This is a genomic window from Pantoea sp. XY16, from assembly GCF_025153065.1.
Classification (GTDB): Bacteria; Pseudomonadota; Gammaproteobacteria; order Enterobacterales; family Enterobacteriaceae; genus Pantoea; species Pantoea alfalfae.
In genome coordinates, this window is sequence record NZ_JANZNP010000011.1 from 151,705 (window position 1) to 171,095 (window position 19,391).

19 protein-coding genes are annotated in these 19,391 nt (G+C 55.2%); 9 read left to right on the forward strand and 10 right to left on the reverse strand.

Annotation, left to right across the window (positions count from 1 at the left end; genetic code table 11):
• Positions 1–16 precede the first annotated feature (16 nt).
• Positions 17–1,039: an alpha/beta fold hydrolase gene (locus N1689_RS16225; RefSeq protein ID WP_222924878.1), complete on the reverse strand. Its 1,023-nt coding sequence runs from the start codon at positions 1,037–1,039 to the stop codon at positions 17–19.
• A gap of 347 nt (positions 1,040–1,386) precedes the next feature.
• Here N1689_RS16225 and N1689_RS16230 point away from each other — a divergent pair, with 347 nt between their 5' ends.
• A complete protein-coding gene (locus N1689_RS16230; protein ID WP_013359375.1) occupies positions 1,387–1,887 on the forward strand; it encodes a helix-turn-helix domain-containing protein in 501 nt (166 codons plus the stop codon).
• On the opposite strand, the gene N1689_RS16235 is transcribed toward N1689_RS16230, so the two are convergent.
• Positions 1,888–2,547: an epoxyqueuosine reductase QueH gene (locus tag N1689_RS16235; protein ID WP_150011223.1), complete on the reverse strand. Its 660-nt coding sequence runs from the start codon at positions 2,545–2,547 to the stop codon at positions 1,888–1,890. It abuts the gene before it with no gap.
• Between the two features lie 270 nt (positions 2,548–2,817).
• Between N1689_RS16235 and N1689_RS16240 the strand changes: the two genes are divergently transcribed.
• On the forward strand, positions 2,818–4,206 hold the full coding sequence (locus N1689_RS16240; protein ID WP_161734131.1) for a sugar porter family MFS transporter: 1,389 nt from the start codon (positions 2,818–2,820) through the stop codon (positions 4,204–4,206).
• 15 nt (positions 4,207–4,221) lie between these two features.
• Here the strand turns inward: N1689_RS16240 and N1689_RS16245 are convergent, their stop codons facing one another.
• Positions 4,222–4,899, reverse strand: a complete 678-nt coding sequence (locus tag N1689_RS16245) for an SDR family oxidoreductase (RefSeq protein WP_222924877.1) — start codon at positions 4,897–4,899, stop codon at positions 4,222–4,224.
• A gap of 227 nt (positions 4,900–5,126) precedes the next feature.
• On the opposite strand from N1689_RS16245, the gene N1689_RS16250 reads away from it, so the two are divergent.
• Positions 5,127–6,146, forward strand: a complete 1,020-nt coding sequence (locus N1689_RS16250; RefSeq protein WP_161734127.1) for a LacI family DNA-binding transcriptional regulator — start codon at positions 5,127–5,129, stop codon at positions 6,144–6,146.
• 57 nt (positions 6,147–6,203) lie between these two features.
• Here the strand turns inward: N1689_RS16250 and N1689_RS16255 are convergent, their stop codons facing one another.
• Positions 6,204–7,031 (reverse strand): hypothetical protein, encoded by an 828-nt coding sequence (locus tag N1689_RS16255; RefSeq protein ID WP_260059432.1) that lies wholly within the window; start codon positions 7,029–7,031, stop codon positions 6,204–6,206.
• A 1-nt stretch (position 7,032) separates the two neighbouring features.
• On the reverse strand, positions 7,033–7,230 hold the full coding sequence (locus N1689_RS16260) for an anti-sigma-F factor Fin family protein (RefSeq protein WP_161734151.1): 198 nt from the start codon (positions 7,228–7,230) through the stop codon (positions 7,033–7,035).
• A 292-nt stretch (positions 7,231–7,522) separates the two neighbouring features.
• Between N1689_RS16260 and N1689_RS16265 the strand changes: the two genes are divergently transcribed.
• Positions 7,523–8,509 carry an aldo/keto reductase gene (locus N1689_RS16265; protein WP_260059433.1) on the forward strand — a complete coding sequence of 329 codons (987 nt, stop codon included), beginning with the start codon at positions 7,523–7,525 and terminating at the stop codon, positions 8,507–8,509.
• Between the two features lie 7 nt (positions 8,510–8,516).
• Here the strand turns inward: N1689_RS16265 and N1689_RS16270 are convergent, their stop codons facing one another.
• On the reverse strand, positions 8,517–9,701 hold the full coding sequence (locus N1689_RS16270) for an NAD(P)/FAD-dependent oxidoreductase (RefSeq protein ID WP_260059434.1): 1,185 nt from the start codon (positions 9,699–9,701) through the stop codon (positions 8,517–8,519).
• Positions 9,702–9,944: 243 nt separating this feature from the next.
• On the opposite strand from N1689_RS16270, the gene pitA reads away from it, so the two are divergent.
• The gene (gene pitA / locus N1689_RS16275) at positions 9,945–11,447 is read left to right on the forward strand and encodes an inorganic phosphate transporter PitA (protein WP_150011381.1); all 1,503 of its coding nucleotides are present in this window, start codon (positions 9,945–9,947) and stop codon (positions 11,445–11,447) included.
• Positions 11,448–11,483: 36 nt separating this feature from the next.
• Here pitA and uspB read toward each other — a convergent pair whose 3' ends face one another.
• Positions 11,484–11,819 (reverse strand): universal stress protein UspB, encoded by a 336-nt coding sequence (gene uspB, locus N1689_RS16280; protein ID WP_150011237.1) that lies wholly within the window; start codon positions 11,817–11,819, stop codon positions 11,484–11,486.
• Between the two features lie 415 nt (positions 11,820–12,234).
• On the opposite strand from uspB, the gene uspA reads away from it, so the two are divergent.
• Both uspA and N1689_RS16290 read left to right on the forward strand, forming a co-directional pair.
• Positions 12,235–12,672 (forward strand): universal stress protein UspA, encoded by a 438-nt coding sequence (gene uspA, locus N1689_RS16285; RefSeq protein WP_161734119.1) that lies wholly within the window; start codon positions 12,235–12,237, stop codon positions 12,670–12,672.
• A 441-nt stretch (positions 12,673–13,113) separates the two neighbouring features.
• Positions 13,114–13,356 carry a hypothetical protein gene (locus N1689_RS16290; RefSeq protein WP_253420362.1) on the forward strand — a complete coding sequence of 81 codons (243 nt, stop codon included), beginning with the start codon at positions 13,114–13,116 and terminating at the stop codon, positions 13,354–13,356.
• 190 nt (positions 13,357–13,546) lie between these two features.
• Here N1689_RS16290 and rsmJ read toward each other — a convergent pair whose 3' ends face one another.
• Positions 13,547–14,305: a 16S rRNA (guanine(1516)-N(2))-methyltransferase RsmJ gene (gene rsmJ / locus N1689_RS16295; protein ID WP_161734114.1), complete on the reverse strand. Its 759-nt coding sequence runs from the start codon at positions 14,303–14,305 to the stop codon at positions 13,547–13,549.
• A gap of 8 nt (positions 14,306–14,313) precedes the next feature.
• On the reverse strand, positions 14,314–16,356 hold the full coding sequence (gene prlC / locus N1689_RS16300) for an oligopeptidase A (protein WP_161734112.1): 2,043 nt from the start codon (positions 16,354–16,356) through the stop codon (positions 14,314–14,316).
• Positions 16,357–16,762: 406 nt separating this feature from the next.
• On the opposite strand from prlC, the gene N1689_RS16305 reads away from it, so the two are divergent.
• Positions 16,763–17,605, forward strand: coding sequence for a 23S rRNA (adenine(2030)-N(6))-methyltransferase RlmJ (locus N1689_RS16305; RefSeq protein ID WP_161734110.1), 843 nt, complete (start codon positions 16,763–16,765; stop codon positions 17,603–17,605).
• A 7-nt stretch (positions 17,606–17,612) separates the two neighbouring features.
• Positions 17,613–18,431 carry a CPBP family intramembrane glutamic endopeptidase gene (locus N1689_RS16310; protein WP_260059435.1) on the forward strand — a complete coding sequence of 273 codons (819 nt, stop codon included), beginning with the start codon at positions 17,613–17,615 and terminating at the stop codon, positions 18,429–18,431.
• Here the strand turns inward: N1689_RS16310 and rnz are convergent.
• Positions 18,428–19,339, reverse strand: a complete 912-nt coding sequence (rnz, locus tag N1689_RS16315) for a ribonuclease Z (RefSeq protein WP_260059436.1) — start codon at positions 19,337–19,339, stop codon at positions 18,428–18,430. The genes N1689_RS16310 and rnz overlap by 4 nt on opposite strands.
• Positions 19,340–19,391 lie beyond the last annotated feature (52 nt).

Here is a 19,391-nt window from a genome sequence, read left to right on the forward strand (position 1 = left end):
CGCAGCACCTGACCCTTCAGGGCCGGCCCAGATCGTTGAGCAGCGCCTGGTTAAACTTTGCCGGTTCTTCCATTTGCGGCGCGTGTCCCATACCGGGAAATTCAATTAAGCGCGCGCCCGGAATACGTTCTGCGGTCTCTTTCCCCAGCACCGCATAATTCCCCAGCCGGGCTTTCACGTCTGCAGAAGCGATATCACTGCCGATGGCTGTGGTGTCTGAGGTGCCGATCATCAGCGTGGTGGGCACGTTCAGAGCGCCAAATTCATACAATACCGGCTGCGTGAAAATCATGTCGTAGATAAGCGCGGAGTTCCACGCCACTTTCTGATGTCCCGGCCCGCTGTTGAGCCCGGCCAGCATATCGACCCACTTGTCATAGTCAGGTTTCCAGCGCCCGACATAGTAGGTCTGCTGCTCATACTTCTTAATGCCCTCCGCGCTGAGTTTCAGTTCGCGCTGATACCACTGATCCACCGAACGCCACGGTGCGCCTTTGGCTTTCCAGTCCTCCAGCCCAATCGGGTTGACCAGCACCAGCTTCTGCGTCTGTTCCGGGTACATCAGCGCATAACGCGTTGCCAGCATTCCGCCCGTGGAGTGACCGATAATCACTGCCTTCTCTACACCCAGCCGGGCGAGCAGCTGATGGGTGTTATCTGCCAGCTGCTGAAAGCTGTACTGGTAACTGGCTGGCTTGGTCGAGCTGCAGAAGCCAATCTGGTCGGGCGCGATAACGCGATATCCCTGCTGAGTCAGCGCGCGAATGGTCTCTTCCCACGTTGCGCCACAGAAGTTTTTACCGTGCATCAGCACCACGGTTTCGCCGTTGGCACGCTGCGCCGGTTTCACATCCATATAGCCCATACTCAGCGGTTGCTGCTGGGACTGAAAATCGAAATGCTGCAGAGGATAGGGGTAATGAAATCCTTCCAGCTGTTCGCCATACACACCAGCGGCACTGGCAGGTGCATGCGCAAATAAAGCCAGCGAGGTGAGCAAAGCGGCAAGCGGTTTTTTCAACACGTATGTCGGGCTCATCCAGGGTTCTCCAGGTTAAAGGTAAGTCGTAAGCCTGGCATGTCGCGGCAGAAAATCTATTGATGGTCCGTGCTATGACGTTGATGTCATCGACGCTGGCTGCGTTAGCTGCGAGGCCGAAAGCCAAATCATATGCTCGCGTTTATTGTTATTCGCCCAGGATCGAGTATCCCTCGCCTGTAATTACCAACAAACCAATTACAATTCATGCTTTTTATTAATAACTGCTGTTCATATGAATCTCTTCAGAGATAACGATTCAAATACTGAAAGAACTTTACGCAAAGAATAAGCACATTAAGATAAATAATTCATAATTCCTCTTAATTAAACAGGGGAGAACAGCCATGAAAGAAAACAGATATAACGAAAGCGTGATCGTCTCAATTACTGAGTGGATTAATAATAATCTCGACCAGCGTTTAAGCGTGGATGATATTGCAGAAAAAGCCGGGTATTCGAAATGGTATTTACAGAAACTCTTTGCCCGTTATCATAATGAAACACTGGCGCGCTATATTCGTAAGAAAAAACTTAACGCCAGTGTGAATGATTTAAAAAACAGCCGCACGCCAATCATCAGCCTGGCACTGAAATACCATTTTGAAAGCCAGCAATCTTTTACCCGCTCGTTTAAGCAGATTATGGGCTGCACGCCAAGCGCCTGCCGTAAACGTCTGATGAGTGAAGAAGCGAAGCAGCAGATGGCCGACGTTGACGACCCCTGCGCGCTGTGCAGCTACGTACGGCCAGGAAGCATAAAGCAGAGCTGTGGCGTAACAGTCCGGCCTGTTACGCGCTCAGCGCGCGGCTATGCGCAGGCAGATGCTTTCTGCGATATCAGTTAATCAGGATTCATCCGGCTGATAATATTGCACACCAATCTTAATACGCTCACGTCCCTGGGTGACGCGATGACGATTGGTGTCGCGCAGTGAATAGACGCAGCCGCAATATTCCTGCTGATAGAAACTTTCGCGCTTACTGATTTCAATCATGCGCGCCGATCCGCCACCTTTACGCCAGTTAAAATCCCAGTACATCAGATCCGGATACGCCGCCGCTGCACGGACACCACAGCTATTAATCTGCTTCATATCTTTCCAGCGTGAAATACCCAGACAACTGGTCATTACCGGGAATCCGTTCTCATGGGCATAGAGTGCCGTGCGCTCAAAGCGCATATCGAAGCACATGGTGCAGCGTTCACCCCGTTCCGGTGACCACTCCAGCCCGCGCGCCCGCTCAAACCAGTTATCCCGGTCATAGTCAGCATCGACAAACGGCACGCCAAATTTCTCGGCAAAACGAATATTCTCCTCTTTGCGCAGCTCATACTCTTTGAGCGGATGAATATTCGGGTTGTAGAAATAGATGGTGTATTCAATGCCGGAGGCCAGCATCGCTTCCATCACTTCCCCCGAACAGGGTGCGCAGCAGGAGTGCAGTAAAACTTTTTTATGACCGCCCGGCAAGGGTAGCGGCTGACGCTGGAAAGGTTCAGACATAAGCACCTTCAATCAATAGCAGAAAGGCGGAAGTGTAATGCCGCAGGCGGTCAGTTGCAAAATCTGACCTGATGCAGGCTGCTTTGCGTATTCGTGCCCTGCTGCGGTTTCCCGTTTCTGCATCAACCTGCTGATCTCTGATGCTTTCTTTTCGCAGCCATGTTGTGCGCCCCCAGCGATAAGCTGAAGTGTGATCGGACCCACATTGATATCGACTATGTTTACATAACATTAACAATATTGACACTGAATCACTGCAAGGAGACTCGCATGGCCGCGGCTAAAAAATCAGGAAATCATCAGAACCGTTTTACCTGGTTCGTCTGTTTTATGGCGGCGCTGTCCGGCCTGCTGTTTGGTCTGGATATCGGCGTCATCGCGGGGGCCTTGCCGTTCCTGGCGAAGGATTTGCAGATTACCAACCATCAGCAGGAGTGGGTGGTGAGTTCGATGATGTTTGGTGCGGCGCTGGGTGCGCTGGCGGCGGGCTGGATGTCCTCAAAGCTGGGACGTAAGAAAAGTATGCTGGCGGGCGCGACGCTATTCGTCATTGGTTCGCTCTGGTCCGCCTTTTCACCCGATGTAGAGTCGCTGGTCTGTGCCCGTGTGATGCTGGGGCTGGCGGTAGGCATCGCCTCTTACACCGCGCCGCTCTATCTGGCGGAGATTGCGCCGGAACGTATTCGTGGCTCAATGATTTCGATGTATCAGCTGATGCTGACTACCGGCATCGTGGTCGCTTATCTCTCCGACACCGCGTTCAGCTACAGTGGCAACTGGCGCGCAATGCTCGGCGTTATCGCTATTCCGGCAGTAATCCTGTTTATCGGCGTGCTGTTTTTGCCCAACAGCCCGCGCTGGCTGGCGGCGCACGGACGTTTTAACGAGGCACAGCGCGTGCTGGATCGGCTGCGTAACAGCAGCGAACAGGCGCGGGAGGAGCTGGAAGAGATCCGTGAAAGTCTGCAGGTGAAACAGCGCGGCTGGTCGCTGTTCCGCTCTAATGGCAATTTTCGCCGCGCGGTGTGGCTGGGGATGCTGCTACAGGTGATGCAGCAGTTTACCGGGATGAATGTGGTGATGTATTACGCCCCTAAAATCTTCAATATTGCCGGTTTCTCCAGCACCAGTGAGCAGATGTGGGGCACGGTGATTGTCGGGCTGGTCAACATGCTGGCCACGCTGATTGCCATCTTTTTTGTCGATCGCTGGGGTCGCAAGCCGATGCTGACCACCAGTTTTCTGGTGATGGCGGTGGGCATGGGCGTGCTGGGCACGCTGCTGCACATCGGCGTCGAAACGGATTTCCGCAAATACTTTGCAGTCGCGATGCTGCTGATGTTTATCGTTGGTTTTGCGATGGCGGCCGGGCCGGTGATCTGGCTACTCTGTTCAGAGATTCAGCCGCTGAAAGGGCGTGACTTCGGCATTACTGCTTCCACCACCACCAACTGGGTCGGCAACATGATTGTGGGTGCGACCTTCCTGACGATGCTGGATCAGTTGGGGAACGCCAACACCTTCTGGTTCTACGGTGCACTCAATCTGGTGTTTATCGTGCTGACCATGATGCTGGTACCTGAGACCAAACATGTGACGCTGGAGCATATTGAACGCAACCTGATGAAGGGTAAGGCACTGCGGGACATCGGGGCGTAACCGCCCCGTTTCAGCTTACCACTGCAGCTGCTGGCCGGCGTAATCGACGTAGTGATGGCCCCCGCGTCCGCCCCACTGGGTTAACTGCCGAACGATACCGGCCGCACTCTCTTCTGCCGTCAGCGGCGCACTCTCGCCGCCCATATCTGTTTTTACCCAGCCGGGATGCAGCGTCAGCAGCGTCCCGTTCTGTGCTTCAACTGCGGGGGTCAGCGTGCGGCTCAGCATATTCAGTGCAGCTTTGCTGGCCGAGTAAATCGGCATCTGCGCGTCCGGATTTTCATTCAGGCTGCCGAGCTGGGATGAGGTCAGCGCCAGTACGCCCTCCGGCTTCAGCAGCGGCAGCAGAATCTCTGCGCTGCGAACCGGTGCTATCGCATTAGTCAGGAACAGCTGCGCCAGCTCCTGATCGTTACTCTGCGACACCTTCTGGTGCGAAGGCCCGGAAATCCCGGCATTGATCAGAATCGCATCGAACGATTTGCCACTGAGCTGGCCGGCAAGCTGTTGAACCGCCGATGCGTCGGTCATATCGAGCGCCTGCCAGTCGATACCTGGCTTGTTGCCCTGCTCCGGAACGCCGCTGCGATGGGTGGCCGTGACCTGCCAGCCCTCACCGGCAAACGCCTGCACGACCGCCAGACCGATACCGCGTGATGCACCAATAATCAGAACTTCTTTTTGCTGCGCCATATTCACTCCTCGTTAATTGTCTCGCTACAAGCTTAACGGTATTTCCGTCCGGACAGCGGCCCGCTGTGCTTTTTAACCTGACGACCGCACTGAGGGTAAAAGCTCATGGCGCAATGCCATTGATGGTTTTCCATCATTAAATCGCTTTATCTTTTACTTTTAACCGGTTAGAAGAGATAAACAGTCTGGCAGGCAGCAGCTAAGCCCCGTTTACGCGTGGAGTCTGAATGAAAAAGCTCACCTTAGAGGTGGTGGCAAAAATGGCGGGCGTCGGGATTGCGACGGTCGACCGGGTGCTGAATGAGCGCGGCGGCGTCTCGCTGGAGACCAGCCGCAAAGTCCTGAAAGCCGCGCGCGAAGCGGGACTCCGGCGTCTGCTGCCAGAGGAGTATCAGCATCCCTGGCAAATCGAAGTCTTCCTCAGCAATAACGGCTCATCCTTTTTTCAGCAGCTCACCACCTGTTTCAGCGAGATCGCCAGTCAGCTTGGCTATCGCCGCCTGAAGCTGCACAAAACGCTGGTGGCCGAAGCGCAGCCTGAGCAGCTGGCGCAAAGCATTATCGCCTGCAGCAGTAACCGTGACGGCATCATTGTGTTTGCGCACGACTCGCCACCTGTCTATCGCGCCCTGGCGCTGTGCCGCAGCCGCAATGTGCCGGTGATCACCATCGTCACCGATCTGCCCGACGCTGACCGCCTGTGTCATGTTGGCATCGACCAGTATCAGGCAGGCCGCACCGCAGGCCTGCTGATGAGTAAAACCCTGAACCAGCCCGGCGATATTCTGATGGTCAGCGGCCGCTTTGATTATCGCGCCCACCGTCAGCGTATCGCTGGCTTCCGTGAAGCCATGGAGCAGCGTGCGCCACTGCGTCATCTGCGTGAGGTGCTGTCGGGTCAGGATCAGCGGGAAACCATCCGCAGTGAGCTGGCCCGCCATCTGCGTCCGTCGCAGGCAGTTGCAGGGGTCTATAACACCGGCATGGGAAATAGTGATGTCAGCGACACCCTGCGCGCCCACCAGTTGCTGGGTAAATGCACCTACATCACCCATGAGCTTTATGATGTCACCCGCCAGCTACTGCTGAACGATGAAGTGGCCTTTACCCTGGATCAGCATGCCCAGCAGCATGCCCGTTTAGCGATTGATCTGATGCTGAGTTATCTCGAAACCGGCTATCAGCCGGATGTGTATCAGGCGGGCAAAGTGGCGTTTCGGCTGTTTACGGCGGAAAATATGGTGTGAGGTGGGATTGGTTTCCCCTGATGAAGTCACATCATCAGGGGAAACCGATCGGGCTTTTTAATCCTGCGCGTCCCGGCTTTCATTATCCGGGCTGTCATCGTCATCATTCCCCTGACTCTTCTCCACTTCCTGCGGATGTCCCATCGAAAGCGCCGTGGCACTGGCCGGATCAAACAGTGACAGACTCTCAATCTGGTCCACCATGATCACTTTTCGGAACGACATCGCATCTTTGGGCTTCGAGTCGAGCGTAATCTCGTGCTCGGCGTACCATTTGCTATAGTTATGCTCTACCGCCAGCTTCAGCGTCTTACTGTCGCGATAGCCACTCAGCATCGGGATCAGCACGATGTTTTTGGTGCTTTCATATTCGAAGGTCGAGGCATGAACCATGCCGATGTAGATGCGGCGCGACTTCAGCGTAATCCACGCCAGTTCGCCCTCTTCCATGCACTGAAACAGCAGTTGCTCCACGCCATTAGAGCGTGACAGTCGCTGATAGAGGTCTTTACGACCGGAGACATTCAGTCTTGCGCTGCCTGCCCAGTTTGAGCGATAGAGACAGAGCAGAATGGCAAAGGCGAGCATGATCACCACCGGAGCCTGGATGCCCAGGAAGCTCCAGTTCATAAACTCCACCTGCCACTTCAGATGAACGCCGGGGATCATCTGGACAGCGTTGGCAATGCCGGAGATACAGAGCAGCAGTAACCAGACGATACCGGTCGCAAAGACACCCTGGAGCACAAAAATACAGCCGTAAAGCGCGACCAGGAAATAGACATCCCAGCCCGACGAACGACGGATTTTAAAGCGGCTATTCAAATCACGGCTGGTGTACCAGTAACCACTGACCATCAACACCATAAATATTGCGGTACCCACCTCACACTCCCTTTAACATATTCACGTGGCGGGCGAAATCTTCCTGGACTTCCTCGCTCAGCGTGTTGACCGCGATATTGCCGTTTTCATCAATAATGATGCGCTCACCTTCTGCGATCGAGTCGTTGATATCCTGACGGGTCATGATCTGCAGGAACTTCTCGGGACTGGCGAAGACCGACTTAACAAATTTAAACATAGCGATCCCATTGTTGGCCTGAAAGTTGAAGTATGTGATGGAATCCACACTCTCGCCTGTTTAATTTCAGGTGAAATTTCTTAAAATCAATTAATTAGCGAAGCGGTATCTATCCAGCTTGAGCTGCTTTTCGCTGAAATCTTCAACGTAACCAGCAGCCTGCCGTAGCAGCATTGTATTTTTACCCGTCTGGTGTGCGACAACGTTAAAGCGCCTCTCCGCCGGAAAGCGCTAAGCTCAATGGTTAGCCCTTTTCTGTCACCCTGTCTGAAACGCATCGAGGAAGGTTTGCATGAAATTACGAAAACTGGGCCGTACCGGTCAGCGCGTCTCTGAAATTGGCTTTGGCGCATGGGCCATTGGCGGAACCTGGGGAGAAGTGAGCATAGAGGATGCCAAAGCCGCGCTGAACGCCGCGCTGGATGCGGGCATCACCTTTATTGATACCGCCGATGTCTATGGCGATGGCCGTTCCGAAAAGATTATCGCAGAGGTACTGAATCAGCGCGGCGGAGAACGCCCGTTTGTCGCCACCAAGCTGGGGCGTCGCCTTTCACCGCACGTGGCAGAAGGCTACAACGCCGAAAACCTCAACGCCTTTATCGATCGTTCACGGGAAAATCTGCAGACTGAGACGCTGGATTTGGTGCAGCTGCACTGCCCGCCGACCGAGGTCTATTACAACCCGGATGTGTTTGCGGTGATGGATGAGATGGTGGCGGCCGGTAAAATCCGTCACTACGGCGTTTCCGTTGAGAAAGTCGAAGAAGGCCTGAAGGCACTGGAATTTCCCAACGTCTCGTCGATTCAGCTGATCTACAACATTTTCCGCCAGCGTCCGGCAGAACTGTTGCTGCGTGAGGCGAAACGCCGGGATGTGGCGATTATCGCCCGCGTACCGCTGGCGTCAGGCCTGTTGACCGGCAAAATGCGTGCCGACAGCGTGTTTGCCGCTGACGACCATCGCACCTTTAACCGTAATGGTGAAGCGTTTGATAAGGGCGAGACTTTCTCCGGCGTGCCGTATGAGGTGGCGCTGGAAGCGGTTGAGGAGATTCGCCGCTTTGTGACGGGCGACACCACCATGGCGATGTTTGCGCTGCGCTGGATCCTGATGAACGAAGATGTCAGCGTGGTGATCCCTGGCGCAAAAAACCGTGAACAGGCTGAAGCCAATGCCCGCGCCAGTGATATCGATGCGCTCTCTGAGGAGACGATGGCGGCGCTGAAGCAGATCTATCAGGAGAAGATCGCGCCTCACGTGCATCAGCGCTGGTAAACGCGCGTTACAACGCCTGGGCACAGGCCCAGGCAGAACTCCACGCCCACTGGAAGTTATAGCCACCCAGCCAGCCGGTGACATCGGCTACTTCGCCAATAAAGTAAAGCCCCGGCACTGCACGCGCCTCCATCGTTTTCGAGGAGAGCTGCGTCGTATCCACGCCACCCAGCGTCACTTCGGCCGTACGATAGCCCTCTGTGCCGTTTGGCTGGATGCGCCAGGCGTGCAGCGTCTGCGCCAGTTCGGTTTGCTGTCTGCTGTTGAGCTGCTTCAGGGTGATATCCGGCACCACCTTCAGCCCCTGTAAGACTTCCACCAGACGCTTCGGCAGAATTTTCGCCAGGCTGTTCTTCAGGCTGAGATTCGGGTGTGCTTCACGCTGCGCCGTCAGAAACGCCTCAAGCGGCGTGGCGGGCGACAGATCGATAGTGACGAATTCTCCGGGTAGCCAGTAGCTGGAGATTTGCAGCACCGCCGGGCCGGAGAGGCCGCGGTGGGTAAAGAGCATCGCCTCTTTGAAGCGGGTACCATCCTGCGCGTCAATCGTGGTTTCCAGCGCGACGCCTGACAGCGTCTGCAGCTGCTCCAGCAGCGGCTTGTGCAGGGTAAAGGGCACCAGCGCCGCGCGCGTCGGAAAGACGCTCAGGCCAAACTGCTCTGCAATTTTGTAGCCGAATGGCGAAGCGCCCAGGCCTGGCATCGACAGACCGCCGCTGGCGATGACCAGCTTCTCCGCCTGAACCGTACTGCCGTTGAGCTGCAGGGTGTAGCCGCTTTCATCGCGCGCCACGCTGAGCACTTCACTGCGCAGCCGCAGGGTGACATTGCCCTTGTCACACTCGACCAGCAGCAGATCGACAATCTGCTGAGCCGAGTCATCACAGAAGAGCTGACCCAGGGTTTTCTCATGCCAGGCAATCCCGTGACGATTGACCAGATCCATAAAATCCCACTGGGTATAACGCGCCAGCGCCGATTTACAGAAGTGAGGATTGTGCGACAGATAGGCCGCTGGTTCGGTATAGAGATTGGTGAAGTTGCAGCGGCCACCGCCAGACATCAGAATCTTGCGTCCCGGCTTTTTGCCGTTATCCAGCAGTAACACCCGGCGACCTCGCTGTCCGGCCTGGGCGGCACAGAACAGCCCGGCGGCGCCGGCACCAATGATGATAACGTCAAACTGTTCCACTGCGGTTCACTCACTTAACTGGAAAGGCGCAGATTGTAGTGATCTGCTCATCGAGACGCCAGCGTCAAAAAATTGCCGTAAATGTGTCATATTGTATCTGCTTAATATCTAACCCTTTTTAGCTGAGTTACCCTTCAGCTTTACGACGAAAGGTCAAATTAACGCTATATTTTCCTTTCCCATACAGCACGTTGTCGCGGATAATGCGCCGCGTTCATGTCCTCCAAAAATGGCGTAACGTTTATGCTACATCTGTTTGCTGGTCTAGACCTCAGTACTAGCCTGTTATTGGTTCTTGCCCTGCTGTTTGTATTGTTTTACGAAGCGATCAACGGTTTCCACGACACGGCCAACGCAGTTGCGACGGTCATCTATACGCGTGCCATGCGTGCCCAGCTTGCTGTGGTGATGGCGGGTGTATTCAACTTCCTTGGCGTGCTACTCGGTGGATTGAGTGTCGCTTACGCTATTGTTCATATGCTTCCCACCGATCTGTTGTTAAATGTTGGATCGGCTCACGGTCTCGCCATGGTGTTTTCTATGCTGCTGGCGGCGATTATCTGGAACCTCGGCACCTGGTATCTCGGTCTGCCGGCCTCCAGCTCCCATACGCTGATCGGCGCCATTATCGGTATCGGTCTGACCAACGCCCTGATGAGCGGAACCTCGGTGGTTGATGCACTCAACATCCCGAAAGTCCTGAACATCTTCCTTTCTCTGATTCTGTCGCCGATCGTTGGCCTGGTGATCGCAGGCGGCTTAATCTTCATTCTGCGTCGCTACTGGAGCAATACCAAAAAACGTGCGCGTATTCATATGACGCCTGCTGACCGCGAGAAGATCGACGGCAAGAAAAAGCCGCCGTTCTGGACCCGTATTGCCTTGATTGTTTCGGCCATTGGCGTGAGCTATTCGCACGGCGCGAATGACGGTCAGAAAGGCATCGGCCTGATCATGCTGGTCCTGATTGGTGTGGCTCCGGCCGGTTTCGTGGTGAATATGAATGCCTCCGGTTATGACATCACGCGTACCCGCGATGCGGTCAATCACCTGGAGCAGTATTACCAGCAGCATAACGCCTCGCTGACCCACATCATCCAGATGGCACCGCCTAAGCTGCCAACGCCGGAAGAAGTGCCAGCGACCAGTCCGCAGGAGTTCCACTGTGACAGCGCGCGCGCACTGCAGGCCGTTCAGCGTGCTCAGGTGTTACTGAATAATCTGCAGAGCTACGACCAGCTGACGGTTGATCAGCGCGGTCAGATGCGTCGTCTGCTGCTGTGTATCTCAGATACCGCCGATAAAGCGGCCCGTCTGGAAGAGACCTCACCAGATGACAAGCGCTTCCTCAATAAGCTGAAAAGCGATCTGCTTGGCACCATCGAGTATGCGCCGATCTGGATTATTGTGGCCGTCGCGCTGGCGCTGGGCATTGGCACCATGATTGGCTGGCGTCGTGTTGCCACCACCATTGGTGAGAAGATTGGTAAAAAAGGCATGACCTATGCACAGGGCATGTCAGCACAGGTAACAGCAGCGCTGTCGATTGGCGTCGCCAGCTATACCGGCATGCCCGTCTCCACAACGCACATCCTCTCTTCATCGGTAGCCGGTACTATGCTGGTTGACGGTGGCGGACTGCAGAGTCGGACCATCAAGAATATCGCCATGGCGTGGATCTTCACCCTGCCGGTCTGTATTCTGCTGTCAGGTTCGCTCTACTGGATTGCCTTAAAACTGGTGTGATGCCAGCTAAAAAAGGGCGACGCAAGTCGCCCTTTTTTAATGCCAGATCGCCAGCGCCACCAGACTGATCACTACCAGTCCGCACAGCGCACTGGTCAGAAGAAACTGCCCCCGCACCCGCTCGCATCGCCGGATAAACTCATCGTCATGATGATCAAGATAGCGCTTTGCCCAGATATAGGTGACCAGCCGTACCTGCTTGCTCGGCTGACCGTGAGAGGTGAAGAATCCCGCCCCATCGACATACTGATACAGCAGCGGATCACAACCCCGTAATACCGCCAGCAGCGCACGCAGCGATGAAAAATAGCGCGCCATATTCACGATACATACCACACAAAGAGCCCAAAAAAGCGCAATAGTGCTGATCATATTCTCCCCCTCCCGGCTGGCATCGCAGCAACAGAACCAGCGTCAGACACCGTATCCGCCTGCAGAAAAAACCAGCCACTGAATCACCGGACTGCGAAAATTTTCGACCCCCTGAGCGGCTGCGAACCGGACCGCCTTTTTTCAGTGTAGGAGAGTTCTTTACATTTTTTCCAACGATGATTTTCGTTCAGCGCGAGTAAATCTGGCATAGCCTTGATCTTATTCATAAGCCAGACGGCAACAGCAGCATTTGCAGTGAGAGAAGGCTATACTCAGAACATAACAACATCATCACCTGCAACGCAGGTAGACACTTTGGTGGCGCTCATCGCCCGCTCGCGCAAAGGATTTCGCTAAGCTGTGACGCGGCAGGAACACCGGATGCCATCCTTAATCTCGTGAAAGGAGTTTTATCATGGCTTATAAACACATCCTGATTGCAGTAGACCTTTCTCCCGAAAGTCAGTTGCTGGTGGATAAGGCCGTCTCGCTGGCTCGTCCGTACGATGCCAGAATTTCCCTGATTCATGTTGATGTAAATTACTCCGACCTTTACACCGGCCTGATTGATGTCAACTTAGGGGATATGCAGAAGCGCATCTCTGAAGAAACGCATGCGGCACTGAAAGGATTATCAGATGCTGCGGGCTATCCGATCAGTGAGACGCTGAGCGGCAGTGGCGACCTCGGCCAGGTGCTGGTTGATGCGATCAAAAAATATGACGTTGATTTGGTGGTGTGTGGTCATCACCAGGATTTCTGGAGCAAGCTGATGTCTTCAGCCCGTCAGTTGATCAACACCGTGCACATCGACATGCTGATTGTGCCGCTGCGCGATGAAGATGAAGAGTAACCGCTGTTATTAAAGCCGGTGTAAGCCGGCTTTTTATCGGGATGAATATATTTACGCTTTATTCTGGCCCGCGATTTAAGTTCCTGATTCCCGGGCAACGCCATCGGAATCTATTTTTATTTATAAACCTATCCTCCAGGCTGTCTTTACACAAAACTAAATATCCGCTGCTTTATCATTTCTGATCTCCGTTTATATTACTTCCCTTTAGCGCTGTAATTACCGTCCCATACATAATTTCAAAGCCATTGTTACATTGCTCATTCATCCAGTCGCTAATGATAGAAATTTTATTGATAGCAAAGGGTAATTTATCAAAATCTTACTATAGGAAAAGGTTAATTTATCCGTTATCTTTCGCTCGCTTATCTGCTGCGCAGGCAACGGATAAAGCAGAATAATGATCCCCATTATTTTAAAAAACCAATAAGGATATTAAAAATGAGAGAAATCAACCAGACAGAAATTGCTGCAGTTAGCGGCGCGGGCCTGACTGAATTTCTGGGTGAGGTTAATACCGCACTGACTGAAGTGTCCGGCTTATTTGACACCACCGTCGCATCAATCAAGGAAAGCACTGATCTGGGCCAGACTCTGGGCCTGACCTACAAGGCCATTGGCCTGAACTTCGCCAAAAGCTTCCTGAATGCATTTTCAGGCTTCCTGACTAAATTAGCCGCCTGACCGAATCAGTAGCACCGTATTAACGCGACAACGCGCATGCGGATAATTAAAGCCTGCCTGATAATAAGTTTCAGACAGGCTTTTTATTGAGCGCAATATGATAAACCGTTCGCTTTAAGAGTACATATGCGTTCATAACCGGCAGAGAAATTATCATGACCTGAAGTGACTGCTTCAGCTTGATAATTACCTAACGCGTACTGACCAGCGGCGGATAAATATCAAAGCGATGGCTTTTGGTTACCACAGCCGCCTGCGTCACGACACCCGCCAGCGGCGGTGCATAGTCTGGCCGTTTGACCACGATACGTTTCTTCGCCAGCCATCGGGCCGGTTCCAGTAGCGCATCCGCATCTTCATCCGGACCGACCAGCGACTGAAAGACCCGCATCTCTTTTTTCACCAGCGCACTTTTCTGGCGATGGGGATACATCGGGTCAAGATAGACCACATCCGGCTGCGGCGTAATCTCGCCCAGCGCCTGTGCACTGGCTGCATGAATCAGCGTCAGGCGTTCGCGCAGCCAGGGGCCAATTTCCGCATCCTGATAACCGCGCTGCAGGCCATCTTCCAGCAGTGCAGCCACGACCGGATGGCGCTCCAGCATCCGCACCCGGCAGCCGAGTGCGGCCAGCACAAACGCATCACGCCCCAGTCCGGCCGTCGCATCGACCACATCCGGCAGATAGCCACCTTTAATGCCGACCGCTTTGGCGACAGCTTCGCCACGTCCACCGCCGAAGCGACGGCGATGCGCCATTGCTCCGGTGACGAAATCAACAAAAATACCACCCAGCTTTGGCTCATCACGCTTGCGCAGCTCAAGGTGCGTCGGCGTCTGCACCAGTGCCAGCAGCGCGTCTTCGTCGTGCTCCAGCTGCCAGCGCTGCGCTAAACGTGATAAGGCGCCGTCTCCGGCGCCTGATTCATCGAGCAAACAGATTTTCACGAACCGACTTATCCCTGAATGCCGTAATGTTCCAGCATCGCATCAAGCTGCGGCTCACGGCCACGGAAGCGTTTGAACAGCTCCATCGGCTCCTCAGAACCGCCACGTGTCAGGATGTTATCCAGGAACGACTGACCGGTTTCACGGTTGAAGATGCCCTCTTCTTCAAAGCGGGAGTAAGCATCTGCCGCCAGCACATCTGCCCACAGATAACTGTAGTAACCCGCCGCATAGCCACCGGCAAAGATATGACTGAAAGCGTGTGGGAAACGGCCCCACTCCGGACTCGGAACAACCGCTACGCGGCTTTTCACTTCGCGCAGGGTTTCCAGAATCTGCGCGCCTTTCTCCGGATTAAACTCGGTATGCAGACGGAAATCGAACAGGCCGAACTCCAGCTGACGCAGGATAAACAGCGCGGCCTGGTAGTTCTTGGCGGCCAGCATTTTATCCAGCAACGCTTTCGGCAGCGGTTCACCGGTCTCAAAGTGACCCGAGATAAACGCCAGCGCATCCGGTTCCCAGCACCAGTTTTCCATGAACTGGCTTGGCAGTTCGACCGCATCCCACGGCACACCGCTGATACCGGAAACGCCAGGCGCTTCGATGCGGGTCAGCATGTGGTGCAGGCCGTGACCAAACTCATGGAACAGGGTAATCACTTCGTCATGGGTGAAGAGCGCAGGTTTGCCTTTCACCGGACGGTTAAAGTTACAGGTCAGGTAAGCAACGGGCTTCTGCAGGCTGCCATCGGCTTTACGCATCTGGCCCACGCAGTCATCCATCCAGGCACCACCACGTTTGTGCTCGCGGGCGTAGAGGTCGAGATAGAAGCTGCCGCGCAGTTCACCGGTTTCATCAAACAGATCGAAGAACTTCACGTCAGGATGATAAACCTCAACGTCGGTACGCTGCTTCGCAGTGATACCGTAAATGCGTTTCACCACTTCGAACAGACCGGCGACCGCGCGCGCTTCCGGGAAGTAAGGGCGCAACTGCTCATCGCTGATGGTGTAGAGATGCTGCTTCTGCTTTTCACCGTAATAAGTGAGATCCCAAGGATTCAGCTGCTCAACGCCATGCTCTTTCTGCGCGAAAGCGCGCAGCTGCTCCAGCTCTTTTTCACCCTGCGGACGCGCGCGTTCAGCCAGGTCATTAAGGAAGTCGATGACCTGAGAGGGGCTTTGCGCCATTTTGGTCGCCAGCGATTTATCCGCGTAGGAGTCGAAGCCCAGCAGCTGAGCCAGCTCGTGACGCAGCGCCAGCTCTTCCGCCATGATGGGGCCATTGTCCCATTTACCGGCGTTCGGTCCCTGATCGGAGGCGCGTGTCGCATAGGCGCGATACATCTCTTCGCGCAGCGCCGCGTTGTCGCAGTAGGTCATGACTGGCAGGTAGCTTGGAATATCCAGCGTCAGCAGCCAGCCTTCCTGCTCTTTAGCTTCAGCCTGGGCTTTTGCCGCCGCCAGTGCGCTTTCCGGCATACCGGCCAGCTCGCTTTCATCGGTGATCAGCTTGCTCCAGCCCATAGTGGCATCGAGCACGTTGTTGCTGTAAGCCGAACCCAGCTCAGAGAGGCGCGCGGCGATTTCACCATAGCGCTGCTGTTTATCTTTTGGCAGACCAATACCGGAGAGTTCGAAATCACGCAGGGCGTTATCAACCGCTTTCTTCTGCGCCAGATCCAGTGCCGCGTATTGATCGCCCTCTTTCAGGTTGCGATACGCCTGATACAGCCCTTCATGCTGACCGACCCAGGTGCTGTATTCGGAGAGCAGCGGCAGCGTCTGTTCATAAGCTTCACGCAGCTCCGGGCTGTTTTTTACCGAATTAAGATGGCTGACCGGGGAGAATATACGGCTCAGGCGATCGTCGGTTTCCGCCAGCGGCTGAACCAGGTTATCCCAGGTATAGGGCGCACCCTGCGCCACAACTTTTTCGACTTCTGCGCGGCATTGGCTCAGCACTTCCGTCACGGCAGGCACCACATGTTCAGGCTGGATGGCAGAAAAAGGGGGAAGCGTAAAAGATGTCAGTAGCGGATTGGTCATAGCGCAGTCCTTTATCGATGTATGGGGCGCAGCGGGTCGCGCAACGCAATCTAAGTAACATGCGGCTTAGTGTAGTGAAAATCAATGGGGGTCAGGATGAGGCGGGGAAGAAACACGCGAATGGCTACCCGAAAGCCCGCTGCTTTTAAACCATGACAGCGATTATGGCGGGCGCGTCGGGCAGCTTTCTGCGTTTGCATGCGTGTAACAGGATGCCGCGCCCTGTCATCCCGATTTGTTATCACGCTTCTGGCCCATCGCCAGGCCATCCCTGATATAATCGCGGATTCTCATGCTTTTCCTGCGTCGGTTGCTGTGCGTCGTTCTGTGGGTAATACGTGAGGTAATAATTGGTATAAATTGATTTTCCATCAATTAAAACCTTATACATTCAACAGGATAAACAATGCTGAGTTATCGCCATAGCTTCCATGCGGGCAACCACGCCGACGTGCTGAAGCATACCGTTCTGAGCCTGATCATCACGGCGCTGAAAGAGAAAGAGAAACCGTTTTTCTACCTGGATACCCATGCGGGTGCAGGTCGCTACCAGTTGAGCGGCGAGCACGCCGAGCGTACCGGTGAATATCTGGAAGGCATCTCGCGTATCTGGCAACAGCCCGATGCACCGGAACTGCTGCAACCCTATTTTGACGCGATCGGTGCGCTGAATCGTGGCCCCTCGCTGCGCTACTATCCGGGTTCCCCGCTGATTGCCCGTCATCTGCTGCGTGAAGATGACCGACTGCAACTCACCGAGCTGCACTCCAGCGACTATCCGCTGCTGCGCAATGAATTCAGCAAAGATAACCGCGCGCGCGTCGACCGTGCCGACGGTTATCAGCAGTTGAAATCGAAACTGCCACCGCCGTCGCGTCGCGGTCTGGTACTGATTGACCCGCCTTATGAGATGAAAAGCGACTACCAGGCGGTGGTGAAAGGCATTCAGGAAGGCCATAAACGGTTTGGCACCGGCGTCTTTGCGCTGTGGTATCCGGTGGTGTTGCGTCAGCAGATCAAACACATGCTGCGCGACCTGGAAGCAACCGGCATCCGCAATATCCTGCAGATCGAACTGGCCGCCCGTCCGGACAGCGATCAGCGCGGCATGACCGCCTCCGGCATGATCGTGATTAACCCGCCGTGGAAGCTGGCCCAGCAGATGAATACTCTGCTGCCATGGCTGCACAAAAAACTGGTTCCGGCTGGTACCGGTCACTTCGTGGTGAACCAGATCGTTCCTGAATAAAACGATTATGTGGATTCTGCTGGCAGGCGCACTGGGCGCGCTGCAACCCGCCCGGCGGCTGGCGCTACTGTTGTTAGCGCTCGCCGCGCTGCTGGGGTTTTATCACGACGTCCTGACGTGGCCGGTGCTGCCACTGCTGGCCGGGATTGCGGCACTGGTCGCGCTGCGCCGCTTTGACCCAATCCGTTCCCGGCAGCATATTCTGAGTGAAGCGTTGCTGATGCTGATGTCGCTGGGATTGTTCCTCCATCTTTTTCCGGGCTTTCACAATCCCCTCGTCGTCGATGAGGTAAAGGCAGGCGCACAGAGCCTGCCATTCAGTTTCTCCTTCAACTTCGATAAAGCGCTGATCCCCTTTGTACTGCTGGCCTGCCTGCCCACGCTGTTCCGCGCCCGCGCCTGTCCGCCACGTTATCCGTGGATCGCTGCGCTGGCATTAATCGCCGCCGTGCCGCTGCTGCTGGGTAGCGCCGTGCTGCTGGGCGGCCTGGCCGTGGAGCCTCATTTTCCGCCCTGGCTGCCCGTGTTTATGCTGGCGAACCTGTTCTTTGTCTCACTGACCGAAGAGGCGCTGTTCCGCGGCTATCTGCAACAGCGGCTGAGGGATGCGCTGGGCGGGATGCCCGCGCTGGTAATCAGCGCGCTGGTGTTCGGGCTGGCGCATGCAACCGGCGGCGTGCTGCTGGTGGTTTTCGCGACGCTGGCCGGGCTGCTTTATGGTCTGGCGTGGCACTGGAGCGGCCGCTTATGGCTGGCGACCGCCCTGCACTTCGCTCTGAATATTACCCATCTGCTGCTGTTTACCTATCCGGCTCTGCATCACTAAACCGTAAATACCGCCAGGTCCGAGGCCAGCTCGGTGCAGGGGAAAATGGTCTGGCACTCCGCCAGCAGGCGGCTCATGTCCTTTGCCAGATAGCGGGAGCTGAAATGGGTGGCGATCATCCGCTTTGCCCCGGCACGCTTTGCCACCTCCGCCGCCTGCAGGGTTGTGGAGTGCCCGCGCCCGTTGGCTTTCTCCATCATCACCGCCTCCAGCGTGGTTTCATGCACCATCAGGTCAACATCTGCCGCCAGTTGCAGCGCAACCTCCGTGGGTGCCGTATCGCCAAAGATGGCCAGCTTTTTGCCGGGTGTCGCCGGGCCAAGGTAGTCAGCCCCGTTGACCACCCGCCCATCCTCCAGCGTCACACATTCTCCCTGCTTCAGCTGCTGGAACCACGGTCCGCGGGGCACCCCTTCGGCTTTCAGCCGCCCGGCATCCAGCAGGCCGGGTTTGTCGTGCTGTTCAATGCGATAGCCATAGCACTCCACCGGATGGCTCAGCGGCCAGGCACTGATACGAAACTCACCGTCATCCAGCGTCCAGCCCGCCTCAATTTCAACGATGTTCAGCAGATAGTCGGTATAGGAGCCGCTGATCGACAGCGCCGTCTCAACAAAGGTCTTTAATCCTCTGGGCCCATAAACCGTCATCGGTGAGGTCAGTCCGGCCATAGACCGGCTGGTGAGTAAGCCCGGCAGCCCAAAAATATGATCGCCATGCAGATGGGTAATAAAAATCTTTTCCAGCTTGCCCGGTTTCAGGCTGGAGCGCATAAACTGTAACTGTGTGCCCTCGCCGCAGTCGAACAGCCAGGTTTCACCACTCAGCGCACGGGTAAAAGCAATGGAGGTCACGTTGCGTTGCAGACTGGGAGCACCGCCGCCGGTGCCAAGAAAAGTAAGGTGCATGGTATGCTTCCCTGTAAGCGAGTGAAAAAACAGAACCCTATTACAATCATAG

Bases quoted from the DNA above. Each gene is read 5' to 3' on its own strand.
- N1689_RS16225 (WP_222924878.1), bottom strand. From the start codon at position 1,039: ATGAGCCCGACATACGTGTTGAAAAAACCGCTTGCCGCTTTGCTCACC.
- pitA (WP_150011381.1), top strand. From the start codon at position 9,945: ATGCTACATCTGTTTGCTGGTCTAGACCTCAGTACTAGCCTGTTATTG.
- N1689_RS16310 (WP_260059435.1), top strand. From the start codon at position 17,613: ATGTGGATTCTGCTGGCAGGCGCACTGGGCGCGCTGCAACCCGCCCGG.
- uspB (WP_150011237.1), bottom strand. From the start codon at position 11,819: ATGATCAGCACTATTGCGCTTTTTTGGGCTCTTTGTGTGGTATGTATC.
- N1689_RS16240 (WP_161734131.1), top strand. From the start codon at position 2,818: ATGGCCGCGGCTAAAAAATCAGGAAATCATCAGAACCGTTTTACCTGG.
- N1689_RS16235 (WP_150011223.1), bottom strand. From the start codon at position 2,547: ATGTCTGAACCTTTCCAGCGTCAGCCGCTACCCTTGCCGGGCGGTCAT.
- rnz (WP_260059436.1), bottom strand. From the start codon at position 19,339: ATGCACCTTACTTTTCTTGGCACCGGCGGCGGTGCTCCCAGTCTGCAA.
- N1689_RS16260 (WP_161734151.1), bottom strand. From the start codon at position 7,230: ATGTTTAAATTTGTTAAGTCGGTCTTCGCCAGTCCCGAGAAGTTCCTG.
- N1689_RS16265 (WP_260059433.1), top strand. From the start codon at position 7,523: ATGAAATTACGAAAACTGGGCCGTACCGGTCAGCGCGTCTCTGAAATT.
- prlC (WP_161734112.1), bottom strand. From the start codon at position 16,356: ATGACCAATCCGCTACTGACATCTTTTACGCTTCCCCCTTTTTCTGCC.
- N1689_RS16290 (WP_253420362.1), top strand. From the start codon at position 13,114: ATGAGAGAAATCAACCAGACAGAAATTGCTGCAGTTAGCGGCGCGGGC.
- N1689_RS16250 (WP_161734127.1), top strand. From the start codon at position 5,127: ATGAAAAAGCTCACCTTAGAGGTGGTGGCAAAAATGGCGGGCGTCGGG.
- N1689_RS16245 (WP_222924877.1), bottom strand. From the start codon at position 4,899: ATGGCGCAGCAAAAAGAAGTTCTGATTATTGGTGCATCACGCGGTATC.
- uspA (WP_161734119.1), top strand. From the start codon at position 12,235: ATGGCTTATAAACACATCCTGATTGCAGTAGACCTTTCTCCCGAAAGT.
- N1689_RS16230 (WP_013359375.1), top strand. From the start codon at position 1,387: ATGAAAGAAAACAGATATAACGAAAGCGTGATCGTCTCAATTACTGAG.
- N1689_RS16305 (WP_161734110.1), top strand. From the start codon at position 16,763: ATGCTGAGTTATCGCCATAGCTTCCATGCGGGCAACCACGCCGACGTG.